This window comes from Streptomyces sp. NPDC043896 (assembly GCF_056435605.1).
Genome location: NZ_JBWKEE010000017.1, coordinates 172,211 through 183,751 on the forward strand (window position 1 = coordinate 172,211; position 11,541 = coordinate 183,751).

At 73.9% G+C, this 11,541-nt stretch carries 12 protein-coding genes; 10 read left to right on the forward strand and 2 right to left on the reverse strand.

Annotated elements, in window-relative coordinates; genetic code table 11:
• The first annotated feature begins 70 nt into the window (after positions 1-70).
• The 4 genes from AC069X_RS24485 to AC069X_RS24500 all read left to right on the forward strand — a co-directional run bounded on the left by AC069X_RS24485 (position 71) and on the right by AC069X_RS24500 (position 3,961).
• Entirely contained in the window at positions 71-1,441 is a 1,371-nt protein-coding gene (locus AC069X_RS24485) for a peptidase C39 family protein (protein WP_478731401.1), read from the forward strand.
• 136 nt (positions 1,442-1,577) lie between these two features.
• The gene (locus tag AC069X_RS24490; RefSeq protein ID WP_478731403.1) at positions 1,578-2,006 is read left to right on the forward strand and encodes an SPW repeat protein; all 429 of its coding nucleotides are present in this window, start codon (positions 1,578-1,580) and stop codon (positions 2,004-2,006) included.
• Between the two features lie 138 nt (positions 2,007-2,144).
• On the forward strand, positions 2,145-2,297 hold the full coding sequence (locus AC069X_RS24495) for an SCO1431 family membrane protein (protein ID WP_478731405.1): 153 nt from the start codon (positions 2,145-2,147) through the stop codon (positions 2,295-2,297).
• Positions 2,298-2,788: 491 nt separating this feature from the next.
• Positions 2,789-3,961, forward strand: a complete 1,173-nt coding sequence (locus tag AC069X_RS24500; protein ID WP_478731407.1) for an acyl-CoA dehydrogenase family protein — start codon at positions 2,789-2,791, stop codon at positions 3,959-3,961.
• Positions 3,962-4,006: 45 nt separating this feature from the next.
• On the opposite strand, the gene AC069X_RS24505 is transcribed toward AC069X_RS24500, so the two are convergent.
• Positions 4,007-4,273 (reverse strand): hypothetical protein, encoded by a 267-nt coding sequence (locus tag AC069X_RS24505; protein WP_478731409.1) that lies wholly within the window; start codon positions 4,271-4,273, stop codon positions 4,007-4,009.
• Positions 4,274-4,507: 234 nt separating this feature from the next.
• Here AC069X_RS24505 and AC069X_RS24510 point away from each other — a divergent pair, with 234 nt between their 5' ends.
• Both AC069X_RS24510 and AC069X_RS24515 read left to right on the forward strand, forming a co-directional pair.
• Positions 4,508-5,641, forward strand: a complete 1,134-nt coding sequence (locus tag AC069X_RS24510) for an Rv3169 family protein (RefSeq protein ID WP_478731411.1) — start codon at positions 4,508-4,510, stop codon at positions 5,639-5,641.
• A 30-nt stretch (positions 5,642-5,671) separates the two neighbouring features.
• Entirely contained in the window at positions 5,672-6,763 is a 1,092-nt protein-coding gene (locus tag AC069X_RS24515) for a phosphotransferase family protein (RefSeq protein ID WP_478731413.1), read from the forward strand.
• Between the two features lie 10 nt (positions 6,764-6,773).
• On the opposite strand, the gene AC069X_RS24520 is transcribed toward AC069X_RS24515, so the two are convergent.
• Positions 6,774-7,223, reverse strand: coding sequence for a hypothetical protein (locus AC069X_RS24520; protein ID WP_478731415.1), 450 nt, complete (start codon positions 7,221-7,223; stop codon positions 6,774-6,776).
• 217 nt (positions 7,224-7,440) lie between these two features.
• Here AC069X_RS24520 and AC069X_RS24525 point away from each other — a divergent pair, with 217 nt between their 5' ends.
• The 4 genes from AC069X_RS24525 to fxsA all read left to right on the forward strand — a co-directional run bounded on the left by AC069X_RS24525 (position 7,441) and on the right by fxsA (position 11,429).
• A complete protein-coding gene (locus AC069X_RS24525; protein ID WP_030011705.1) occupies positions 7,441-7,881 on the forward strand; it encodes an Lrp/AsnC family transcriptional regulator in 441 nt (146 codons plus the stop codon).
• Between the two features lie 127 nt (positions 7,882-8,008).
• Positions 8,009-9,637: an amidohydrolase gene (locus AC069X_RS24530; RefSeq protein ID WP_478731417.1), complete on the forward strand. Its 1,629-nt coding sequence runs from the start codon at positions 8,009-8,011 to the stop codon at positions 9,635-9,637.
• Between the two features lie 324 nt (positions 9,638-9,961).
• On the forward strand, positions 9,962-10,729 hold the full coding sequence (locus AC069X_RS24535; protein WP_478731419.1) for a polyprenol monophosphomannose synthase: 768 nt from the start codon (positions 9,962-9,964) through the stop codon (positions 10,727-10,729).
• A gap of 109 nt (positions 10,730-10,838) precedes the next feature.
• Positions 10,839-11,429: an FxsA family membrane protein gene (fxsA, locus tag AC069X_RS24540; RefSeq protein WP_478731421.1), complete on the forward strand. Its 591-nt coding sequence runs from the start codon at positions 10,839-10,841 to the stop codon at positions 11,427-11,429.
• The last annotated feature ends 112 nt before the right edge of the window (positions 11,430-11,541 follow it).

Below are 11,541 nucleotides of genomic sequence, written 5' to 3' on the forward strand. Positions count from 1 at the left end.
TTAGGGGACAACACACAAGCCACGGGGTGCTTTTTTGGCCTTCTCCCTTTCCGCTTTCGTGCCCCTTTTCTTGGGTGGCTTTTCTTGGGGTGCCCGGGGGGCCCCCCCCCCCCCCCCCGCCCCCGGGCCGCACCCGGAACAGGAACCCGGCCGGGCCCCCGAGCAGGCCCCCGAGGGACTCGCCGACCGCGCGGCCGCGGCCCGGACGGTCGACAACCGGTTCTGGTACGCGTACGCCGACTGGCAGTCAGGCACCCACCGCGGCACCACCGCCGTCGCCGGAACCCGCCCGGGCCTGGAGATCGCCACCCCGGCGGGCCGCACCGAGTACACCGACCCCCACACCGCCCGGAAGTCCGCCTGGGAGTACGCCACCTGGACCTCCCCGGTGCACCGCTCCACCGTCCCCGCCACCGAGGCCATCGCCTCCTGGAACGCCCGCACCCCCGCCGGCACCTGGATCCAGACCGAGCTGCGCCCCGCCTACGGCGACGGCACGCGAGGCCCCTGGTACGTGATGGGCCGCTGGGCCGCCGGGGACGGCGACATCCGCCGCACCTCCGTCGACGGCCAGACCGACGGCCGGACCACCGTCTGGACCGACACCCTGGCCGTGGACGCCCCGGCCGCGGCCGGGGGCCTGCGCATCACCGGCTGGCAGCTGCGCCTCACCCTCCACCGCAGGCCCGGCGCCGCCGAGGGCCCCACGGTCTGGCTGGCCGGGGCCATGGCCTCCGCCGTCCCGGACCGGTTCACGGTCCCGGCCGCCGCCCCCTCGGGCCGGGCCCACGAGCTGAAGGTCCCGCGCTACTCGCAGGAGGTCCACGCCGGCCGGTACCCCGAGTACGACAACGGCGGCGAGGCCTGGTGCAGCCCCACCTCCTCCCAGATGGTGATCGAGTACTGGGGCCGCAAGCCCAGCGCCGCCTCCCTGGGCTGGGTCAGCCCCGGCTACGCGGACCCCCAGATCTGCCACGCGGCCCGCTCCACGTACGACGCCGCGTACAAGGGCTGCGGGAACTGGCCCTTCAACGCCGCGTACGCGGCCACCTACCGGGATCTGGCCGGGGTGGTGACCCGGCTGGGCTCCCTCGCCGACCTGGAGATCCTCGTCCGGGCCGGGATCCCCGTCATCACCTCCCAGTCCTTCCTCGCCCAGGAGCTCACCGGCGCCGGCTACGGCACGGCGGGTCACCTCATGACGGTCATCGGCTTCACCGCCGCCGGGGACGTGATCGCCAACGACCCGAACTCGCCGGACAACCCGTCCGTCCGCCGCGTCTACAGGCGGCGGGAGTGGGAGAACGTGTGGCTGCGCACCAAGCGCCGCAACGCCGCCGGGAAGACCGTCTCGGGAAGCGGGGGCGTCTGCTACCTCTACGTCCCGGCGCGGCCGAGCGCGGACCAGGCCGCGGCCCTGCGGGAGGTGGGGGTGCTGTGAGACGGGCGCGGACCCTTCCGCGCCCGGCCCCCGCGCCCTTCCGTGCGCTCCGGAAAAGGCCCGCTGGTCCGAATGGCTTAACGGGCGGAATATGGGCATAAAGGGCGTATAAGGCTTCTCTAGGAGGCAGCCCACCATGACCACCCATTCGAGCATCGAACATCACCCGGACCTTGCCGAGATGCGGACTCGGTTCGAGCGGGTGACGAGCACTCCCGCCGCGCAGGCCGTGGAGGCACTGGCCCTGATCACGGGCCTGTACCTGGCGGCCTCGCCCTGGATAGCCGGGTTCAGCGTGCTGGGCCCGCTGGCCATCAACAACCTGATCGCCGGTCTGGCCTTCTGCCTGTGCATGGGCGGGCTGGGGTCGGCGTACGAGCGCACGCACGCGATGGCCTGGACGGCGGTCGCGATCGGCGCCTGGACGATCGTGGCCCCCTGGGTCATGGCCGGTGAGATGGACACGACCCGCAGTGTCGTCAGCAACGTCATCACCGGCGCGGTCATGCTGTGCCTGGGCCTGGCCATGGTCGCCATGGGCGGACGTCAGCGCACGACGACCTGACCGGGAGCGCATCCCGCCGCCGGGCCCCGGCAGCACCTCCGCACATCGGAGGCCGCCGGGGCCCGGTGGCGTGAGGGGCGCCACCAGTGACGCTCGTCATATACCGCGAAAGCCGCGAACGCTGGCACATTGGACGGCATGACCGCACACACCGCCGCCCTCACCGCCCGCGCCCGCCGCCTCGTCGGCACCGGCGGCCCCAAGGAAGACTCCGCCTGGCTGGAGCACGTGCTCGGCTGGACCCTGGTGGTCGTCGTGGCCATGTTCGTCACCCAGGTCGGCTGGTTCTGACCCCCGCCGTCACGAGGCCCCCGGCCGCTGCCCCTCGGTGGCGATCACGCCCGGGGGACCGGCGCCCGCCCGGCCCTCACCCGCGTCATGAAAACGCACGGCGGGATGCCCGGCGCCGCCGGCGGCCCGTCCGGACCGAGACCCGGGCCCGCGCCCGACAGGACCGGCGCCGAATACCCCGCGGGACGGCCCGCGGCGGGACGTGCTCGCCTCCCCCTCATACGCGGAACCGAGCGTGATCGAGGGGTTCGTCCCGGACTGTCCCGCTCCTCCAGCGGATCCCGAGGGGGCTCCGAGCAGCCCGGATGATCATGGCAATCATGTACCGGTGACGTAAAGCGCCTGATCGGGCATACTCAAGCCGCCGCAGCCACTGAAGCCACCCTTCCGTAACCCGGAAGGGCAGCATCGGCTGTGAGCACCGAGACCCGGCGGCGCGTCCCACACCTCACGCGTCGCCGCCGTGCCCGACGAGGGAGGAGAGCGCCGCCATGACAGACCGCGCCCCGCAGCCGGTGGACCGTCAGCTGCCCACCGAGGAGTCCCGGGACCTCCTCGCGCTCGTACGCGAGATCGCCCAGCGGGAGATCCGCCCGCACGCCGCCGAAGAGGAGGAGACCGGCCGGTTCCCCCGCGAGGTCTTCACCCTGCTCTCCGAGTCCGGACTGCTCGGACTCCCGTACGGCGGCGAGTTCGGCGGCGGCGACCAGCCGTACGAGGTCTACCTCCAGGTCCTGGAGGAGCTCGCGGCCGCCCGCCTGACCGTCGGCCTCGGCGTCAGCGTGCACTCCCTGGCCTGCCACGGCCTCGCCGGATACGGCACCAAGGAGCAGAAGGCCGCCCACCTGCCCGACATGCTCGGCGGCGGGAAGCTCGGCGCCTACTGCCTCTCCGAGCCGGCCGCCGGCTCGGACGCCGCCTCGCTCACCACCAAGGCGGAGCGCGACGGCGACGACTGGGTCATCACCGGCACCAAGGCCTGGATCACCCACGGCGGCGTCGCCGACTTCTACACCGTCCTCGCGCGCAGCGGAGCCCCGGGCGCCAAGGGCATCACGGCCTTCCTCGTCCCCGGCGACGCGCCGGGCCTGACGGCGGCCGTCCCCGAGAAGAAGATGGGCATGAAGGGCTCGCCCACCGCCCAGCTGCACTTCGACGGCGTCCGCGTCCCCGACGCCCGGCGGATCGGCGAGGAGGGGCAGGGCTTCACCATCGCGCTGGCCGCCCTCGACGCCGGCCGGCTCGGGATCGCCGCCTGCGCCATCGGCGTCGCCCAGGCCGCCCTCGACGAGGCCGTCTCCTACGCGCTCGGCCGCAAGCAGTTCGGGCACCCGATCGCCGACTTCCAGGGGCTGCGCTTCATGCTGGCCGACATGGCCACCAAGATCGAGGCGGGCCGGTCGCTCTACCTCGCCGCCGCGCGCCTGCGCGACGCGGGCAAGCCCTTCTCCCGGCAGGCCGCCATGGCCAAGCTCTTCTGCACGGACGCGGCCATGGCCGTCACCACGGACGCGGTGCAGATCCTCGGCGGCTACGGCTACACCGCGGACTTCCCGGTGGAGCGGCTGATGCGCGAGGCGAAGGTGCTCCAGATCGTGGAGGGCACCAACCAGATCCAGCGCATGGTCATCGCCCGCCACCTGGCCGGCCCCGAGACCCGCTGACGCCGTCCCCGGCCCGGCTCCCCGGTTCCCGGGAGCGGGCCCGGGTCACGGGCCGGTGAAGAGCGGGCCGCTCGGCCAGATCGGGGAGGAGGCGATCCGGGACCATTCCGGGTCGCGCCGCCCCGGCAGCGTGCGGCCGTCGGCGGCCCAGCGGGCCAGCAGATCGCCGTAGATGGGCGGGTCGGGGTACCTCGGCCGGCCGTGCTGCCGGCCCGGCTCCGGAACTGCCTGCTGAACCGATTCTTCGTAACCCGGCGGGGTGGGGCGCCGCCTGCGCCCCGCTCTCGCCGACGGCGTTTCGAGGGTGGTCATGCACCGCCAACGCGGGATCCGACGCGGCGGTAACCCCTTCCCGCCCGCGCCCATCCGTTCGAGCCGTCCCGCGCGCGCGGGGCGGTGCGCCGGTCCCGGTGAACGGCGCACGGAGGTGGCCGGGAGTGCCGGGCTGTCAGGGTGTGCCAGGGCTCTGGCCGCGAGCGGGATATCTGACGTACCGTCATATCCGCTCAGCAGCCCTGCCCGCCCCTGCGCCCCAGGAGGTTTGCCGTGCCCGCGGACCGCCCCGTCCCCCTCGACGAATACCCCGTGCACCAGGCCCCGCTGTCGATGAAGCACCACGTCAGCGGCGACCGCAACGCCTACGACCGCTGCATCTTCCACGTCTTCGACCACGCCGGCCGCGCCGTCCTCATCCTCGGCCTCGGCGTCTACCCCAACGCGGGGGTCATCGACGCGTACGCCACCCTGCGCGTGGGCGGTGAACTCCTCGCCGTCCGCGCCTCCGACGCCCTCACCGACGACCGGATGAACCTCTCCGTGGGCCCCCTGTCGATCACCGTCGACGTCCCGCTCAAGCGGCTCGCGCTCCGCTGCGCACCCGACCCGGCCGACCCGCACGGACTCTCGTACGACATCACCTGGACCGCCGAGTTCCCCGCCGTCTGGGAACCCCACCACGTCCAGCGCCGCGGCGACCGCCTCATGCTCGAAGGCCGCCGCTTCGTCCAGGCGGGCAGCGTCACCGGCACCGTCCGCGCCCGCGGCGAGGAGTTCACCCTCACCCCGGGGGAGTGGACCGGAACCCGCGACCGCAGCTGGGGGGTACGCCCGATACCCGGCGAGGACGGCGGCCGCGCCGCCGAGGAAATGCGCCCCGAGGGCTTCCACTGGCTCTGGATCCCCGTCCGCTTCGAGGACCGGTTCCTCATGGTCATCGCCCAGGAGGACGCCGACGGCCACCGCACCCTCAACGAGGCGGTCCAGGTCTTCCCCGAGGACAGCGGCCGCCACGACGTCCAGCTCGGCTGGCCGCACACCGAGATCCGCTACCGCCCCGGCAGCCGCCACCCCGAGAGCGCCGTCGTCCACCTCACCGACCCCTCCCGCAAACCCCTCGAACTCGGCGTCCGGATCCTGAACTCCTCCCCGCTCGCCGTCGGCGCCGGCTACCCGCCCGCCTCCGACTGGCAGCACGGCACCTGGCAGGGCCGGGGCTGGACCGACCGCCGCACGTACGACCTCTCCGACCCGGCCGCCCACCCCATGGCCGCCTTCGGCGTCACCGACCACTCCGCCCGCTTCACCCTCGACGGGCGGACCGGCTTCGGCATCTTCGAACACGGCAGCTTCGGCCGCCACGACCCCAGCGGCTTCGCCGACTACTCCTCCGTCGCCCCCTGACGCGTTCGCCCCCGAGAGGAAGGGTCATCCATGGCCACGGCACCCCGTCCCCGCACCTCCACCCGCGAACCCGAGGAACTCGGCCGCCGCCTCGAAGCCTGGCTCGACGGCAGGCTCCCCGGCGCGAAGGTCGCCAACACCTCCGTCCCCGGCTCCAACGGCATGTCCAGCGAAACCCTGCTCTTCGACATCGAGCACCCCGACGCCCCCGTCCGCGCCTGCGCCCTGCGCCTGGCCGCCGACCCCGCCGCCTACACCGTCTTCCCCCGCTACGACATGCCCCGCCAGCACCGCGTCATGAGCCTGGTCGCCGAACACACCGACCTGCCCGTCCCGCGCGTCCTCTGGCTGGAGGAGGACCCCGCCCCGCTGGGGGCGCCCTTCTTCGTGATGGCCCGCGCCGAGGGCCGCGTACCGCCCGACGTCATGCCCTACACCTACGAGGGCAACTGGCTGCACTCCGCCACCGACGCCGAACGCGCCGAACTCCAGGAGGCGAGCATCTCCCTCCTCGCCCGGCTGCACGACCGGTTCCCCGCGAAGGAAGCCGAGTTCCTGCTCCCGCCGGGCGAGGGCAGCCCGCTGCGCCGCCACGTCGACGCGCAGCGCGCCTACTACGCGTGGGTGGTGTCCGGCCTGGCGCGCTCACCCCTGCTGGAACGGGCCTTCGACCGGCTGGAGGAACTCTGGCCGGCCGACGAGGGCGAACCGGTCCTCAACTGGGGCGACGCCCGCATCGGCAACGTCGTCTACGACGGCTTCCGGCCGGTGGCCGTCCTCGACTGGGAGATGGCGGCCTACGCCCCGCGCGAGGTCGACCTCGGCTGGACCGTCTACCTGCACCGCTTCTTCCAGGACCTCACCGTGGGCTTCGGCCAGCCCGGCCTGCCGGACTTCCTGCGCCGCGAGGACCTGGAGCGCCGCTACGCCGAGCTCACCGGGCACACCCCCCGGGACATGGAGTTCCACACCCTGTACGCAGCCCTGCGGCACGGGATCGTGATGCTGCGCATCGCCTACCGGCAGGCCCACTTCGGCGAGGTGGAGGTCCCAGCCGACCCCGACGGCCTCATCCTGCACCATGCCAGCCTGGCCGGCATGGTGCAGGGAACGTACTGGTAGAACGGGCGGATCAGGCGGCCTGCGCGTGCTCGCTCCTGTTCGGCAGCGCGGCCGCCGCCAGCCGCACGGGACGCGAGCCCGGCCCGCCGACGTGCGAGAACGGCTGCGTCCGCCAGTCCAGCCCCTGCGGCAGCGTGAGGTGCACCACCGGCGTCGCCTCCTGCTGCTCGGGCAGGAGCGCGCCCAGCGTCGGCAGCGCGTCGGCGACCGGCCGGCCGGTGCCCGCGCACACCGTGAGCCCGAACGGGTTCCACGGGGTCAGGCACAGCGCGTGCTGCGGAAGGTGCTCCTCGTCGGCGACGAGGGCGATCGACTGCCCGCAGTCCGGGCAGACCGCGTGACGGATCTCGAAGTCCTCGGCGTCGCCGGGTTCGAGGTACTCCCCGTCGTCCGCGTAATCGGTCTCGACGGATTCCAGGGGCTCCGGTTCTGTGCGACCGGCGCGCTTGGTGTTCAGCATGGATGTACTCCCCCTTGGGTGGGCCGGGCGGGCAGGTACTTCGGCCACGGCCACACCAAGCACTTCCCGTCGCGCGGCACGAGTAACCACGAGAGCGGGATGTACGCCCGTACATGCCTGTGGCTTTGGTCACATGCCCGCCGCAGGTGCCACTTCTGCGTGGACACCGCTGTGCCTGGAGCCGCTCGGGGCAATAGGTTGTGCGGCTATGAGCGCAATGGAGGAGCTGGACCGCCAGATCGTGGATCTGCTCGTGCGGGACGGGCGGATGAGCTACACGGACCTGGGCAAGGCCACCGGACTGTCCACGTCGGCCGTCCACCAGCGAGTACGCCGCCTGGAGCAGCGCGGAGTGATCCGCGGCTACGCGGCCGTCGTGGACCCGGAGGCCGTCGGACTGCCCCTGACGGCCTTCATCTCGGTGAAGCCGTTCGACCCGAGCGCGCCGGACGACATCGCGGACCGGCTGGCGGGCGTGCCCGAGATCGAGGCCTGCCACAGCGTGGCCGGTGACGAGAACTACATCCTCAAGGTGCGCGTGGCCACCCCCCTCGAACTGGAGGACCTCCTGGGCCGCCTGCGCGCCCTGGCCCACGTCTCCACCCGCACCACAGTGGTCCTCTCCACCCCCTACGAAGCCCGTCCACCGCGCGTCTAGCGGCTTTCCGGCCGACATCCGGTCCCGTGCGGCGGCACCCCGCGGCCCGCGGCCGACTCCGGTCCCGGCACCCGCCCACCCCCACCCGGGGAAATCCGCGGCCGGCGCAGGGGCGAGACTGGTCCCCATGACCGACCGCACCCCCGCCTCCGCCGAAGCCGCCGGAGCAGCCACCCGCACCGTCCTCCTCCGCGGAGGCGAGGTGCACAGCCCCGCCGACCCCTTCGCCACCGCGATGGTCGTCGAGCGCGGCCACGTCGCCTGGGTCGGATCCGAGGGCGCCGCCGACGCCTTCGCACAGGGCGTGGACGAGGTCGTCGACCTCGGCGGGGCGCTCGTCACCCCCGCCTTCACCGACGCCCACGTCCACATGACCTCCGCCGGCCTCGCCCTCACCGGCCTCGACCTGACCGGCGCCCGCTCGCTCGCCGAGGCCCTCGGCCTCGTACGGGCGTACGCCGCCCGGCGGCCCGCCGACCGGGTGCTCCTCGGGCACGGCTGGGACGCCGCCGTGTGGCCCGAACGCCGCGCCCCGCGCCGGGCCGAGCTCGACGAGGCCGCCGGGGGCCGCCCGCTGTACCTGAGCCGGATCGACGTGCACTCGGCGGTGGTCACCACCGCCCTGCTGGACCTCGTACCCGGTGTCCACCCGCACGGCGACGAGCCGCTGACCCGCGACGACCACCACGCCGTCCGCCGGGCCGCGCTCGCCGCCGTCACCCCCGGCCAGCGCGCCGAGGCCCAGCGGGCCGCCCTGGACCGGGCGGCCTCCCTCGGCATCGGCTCCGTCCACGAGTGCGGCGGGCCCGACATCTCCTCCGCCGAGGACTTCGCCGGCCTGATGGCGCTGGCCGCCGGACACCCGGGGCCGCGGGTCTTCGGCTACTGGGCGGACCGGGACCTCGCCCTGGCGCGGGAGCTCGGCGCCGTCGGCGCCGCCGGAGACCTCTTCGTCGACGGGGCGCTCGGCTCGCACACCGCCTGCCTGCACGCCCCGTACGCCGACGCCCCGCACACCGGGACGGGCTACCTGGACGCCGGCGAGGTCGCCGAGCACGTCACCGCCTGCACCGAGGCGGGCCTCCAGGCCGGTTTCCACGCCATCGGCGACGCGGCCGTCGGCGCCGTCGTCGAAGGCGTCCGCGCGGCCGCCGCGAAGGTGGGCCTCGCCCGGATCCGGGCCGCCCGCCACCGCGTCGAGCACGCCGAGATGATGACCCCGGACACCATCGCCGCCTTCGCGGAGCTGGGTCTGACCGCCTCGGTCCAGCCCGCCTTCGACGCGGCCTGGGGCGGGGAGGACGGCATGTACGCGGACCGGCTCGGCGTCGAGCGGGCCCGTACGCTGAACCCCTTCGCGGCCCTGCTCAAGGCCGGTGTCCCGCTGGCCTTCGGCTCCGACGCGCCGGTCACCCCGCTCGACCCCTGGGGCACCGTCCGCGCGGCCGCCTTCCACCGCACCCCCGAGCACCGGATCTCCGTACGGGCCGCCTTCGCGGCCCACACCCGGGGCGGCTGGCGGGCCCTGGGCCGCGACGACGCGGGCGTCCTCGTGCCCGGCGCCCCGGCCGACTACGCGGTCTGGCGGACCGGCGAGCTGGTGGTCCAGGCCCCGGACGACCGGGTCGCCCGCTGGTCCACGGACCCCCGCTCCGGGACGCCCGGCCTGCCCGACCTGAGCCCGGGCGGGGCCCTGCCGGTGTGCCTGGCGACGGTGGTCGGCGGCCGGGAGGTATTCGTACGCCCACAGGGGTGATCCACCGGGCATCGGTGAGGTACCGGCGGCCCGTCCCGGATAGGTTCGGCCGGGTCCACCACAGGACGTCCCCAGCGGACGGTTCCGTCCGCCCGGCGTGCCCGCGCCCCGGGGCGAGGGAAGGTTTCGCCGGTGGGGACGCCCCCGGCGTGCGCAGGGGGAGGGTGGCCCCGGACCGGGCCCGGCGGCCCAGTAGACAACGGTCACGGCGGCCCGCGGCCAGCGGGAGCCGGTCCGGCCCGAAGGACCGCCGGACCCGGTCGCCGACTGTTCTAAAATCGTCCCGTTGTGACGGGATGTACGAAGAACACACAAGGGGAACCAGTGAGCGACGGCGGACAGCGGACCTACGGACCGCTCGGCACCACCCTGGTGATCATTCCGACGTACAACGAGGCCGAGAACATCGGCCTCATCACCGGCCGCGTCCGCGCCGCGGTCCCCGAGGCGCACATCCTGGTCGCCGACGACAACAGCCCCGACGGCACCGGCAAGCTCGCCGACGAGCTGGCGGCCTCCGACGACCACATCCACGTCATGCACCGCAAGGGCAAGGAGGGCCTCGGCGCCGCCTACCTGGCGGGCTTCGCCTGGGGCCTGGAGAACGGCTACGGCGTCATCGTCGAGATGGACGCCGACGGCTCCCACCAGCCCGAGGAACTGCCCCGGCTGCTCACCGCCCTGGGCGGCGCCGACCTCGTGCTCGGCTCCCGCTGGGTGCCGGGCGGCCGCGTCGTGAACTGGCCGAAGAGCCGCGAGTTCCTCTCCCGGGGCGGGTCCACCTACTCCCGGCTGATGCTGGACGTCCCGATCCGTGACGTGACCGGCGGCTACCGCGCCTTCCGCCGCGAGACGCTGGAGCAGCTCGGCCTGGACGAGGTCGCCTCGGCGGGCTACTGCTTCCAGGTGGACCTGGCCCGCCGCGCCGTCCGCAAGGGCTTCCGCGTCGTGGAGGTGCCGATCACCTTCGTGGAGCGCGAGCTCGGCGACAGCAAGATGAGCAAGGACATCGTGGTCGAAGCCCTGATGCGGGTCACCCAGTGGGGCCTGAAGGAGCGCGCCGCCAAGCTGGCGGGCAAGCGCCCCTCCTGACCCCGCTCCTCCCGGGGAGCGTCCGGCGGATCATGCCCGACACCCCTAGGGGTCGCCCGGTACCTCCGGCTGAGCCCGCTTTCACCGGGGTCCGGGCACACTGGGGGGTATGACGACCGGCACTTCGACGGCCCCCCGGCGGCGCTCGCCCGCCCGTACCTTCATCCCCCTGGCCATCGCCGCCTGGCTGATCCTGGAGATCTGGCTGCTCAGCCTGGTCGCCGGGGCGGCCGGCGGGTTCACCGTGGCGGCCCTGATCGCGGGCGGTCTGGTGCTCGGCGTGGTGGTCATCAAGAGGGCCGGGCGCCGGGCCTTCAAGAACCTCACGCGCAGCTTCCAGCAGGCCCAGGAGCAGGCGATGGCGGGCGGCATACCGGCCGCACCGCAGCCCCAGAAGGGCTCCGGCAACGCCCTGACCATGCTGGCCGGGCTGCTGCTGATCATGCCGGGACTGCTCTCCGACCTGGCCGGCCTGCTCCTGCTGCTGCCGCCCGTGCGGGCCTTCGCGGGCCGCCGGGCCGAGCGGGCCCTGGAGCGGAAGATGGCCGCGGCCGCCCCGGGCGGCTTCGGCGACGCCTTCACCCAGGCCCGGATCCACTACCCCGACGGCAAGGTCGTCCAGGGCGAGGTCATCCGCGAGGACCGGCCCGAGGAGCGGTCAGGTCCCGACACGGGCTACCGGCCCCCGCTGGCCCCCTAGGGCCTGTCGTCAGACTTCCGTCTGCCCCGCGACGCCTTGCACGCGCTCTCGCCGCACCGGGCGGAAGCCCGAGTGCGTCCAGTACGAGGGCTGCCGCCCGGCACGCCGAGAG

What these genes read in the sequence shown, in the direction of transcription:
- AC069X_RS24490 (WP_478731403.1), top strand. Translation starts at nt 1,578, where the DNA reads ATGACCACCCATTCGAGCATCGAACATCACCCGGACCTTGCCGAGATG.
- AC069X_RS24495 (WP_478731405.1), top strand. Translation starts at nt 2,145, where the DNA reads ATGACCGCACACACCGCCGCCCTCACCGCCCGCGCCCGCCGCCTCGTC.
- AC069X_RS24500 (WP_478731407.1), top strand. Translation starts at nt 2,789, where the DNA reads ATGACAGACCGCGCCCCGCAGCCGGTGGACCGTCAGCTGCCCACCGAG.
- AC069X_RS24505 (WP_478731409.1), bottom strand. Translation starts at nt 4,273, where the DNA reads ATGACCACCCTCGAAACGCCGTCGGCGAGAGCGGGGCGCAGGCGGCGC.
- AC069X_RS24515 (WP_478731413.1), top strand. Translation starts at nt 5,672, where the DNA reads ATGGCCACGGCACCCCGTCCCCGCACCTCCACCCGCGAACCCGAGGAA.
- AC069X_RS24520 (WP_478731415.1), bottom strand. Translation starts at nt 7,223, where the DNA reads ATGCTGAACACCAAGCGCGCCGGTCGCACAGAACCGGAGCCCCTGGAA.
- AC069X_RS24525 (WP_030011705.1), top strand. Translation starts at nt 7,441, where the DNA reads ATGGAGGAGCTGGACCGCCAGATCGTGGATCTGCTCGTGCGGGACGGG.
- AC069X_RS24530 (WP_478731417.1), top strand. Translation starts at nt 8,009, where the DNA reads ATGACCGACCGCACCCCCGCCTCCGCCGAAGCCGCCGGAGCAGCCACC.
- fxsA (WP_478731421.1), top strand. Translation starts at nt 10,839, where the DNA reads ATGACGACCGGCACTTCGACGGCCCCCCGGCGGCGCTCGCCCGCCCGT.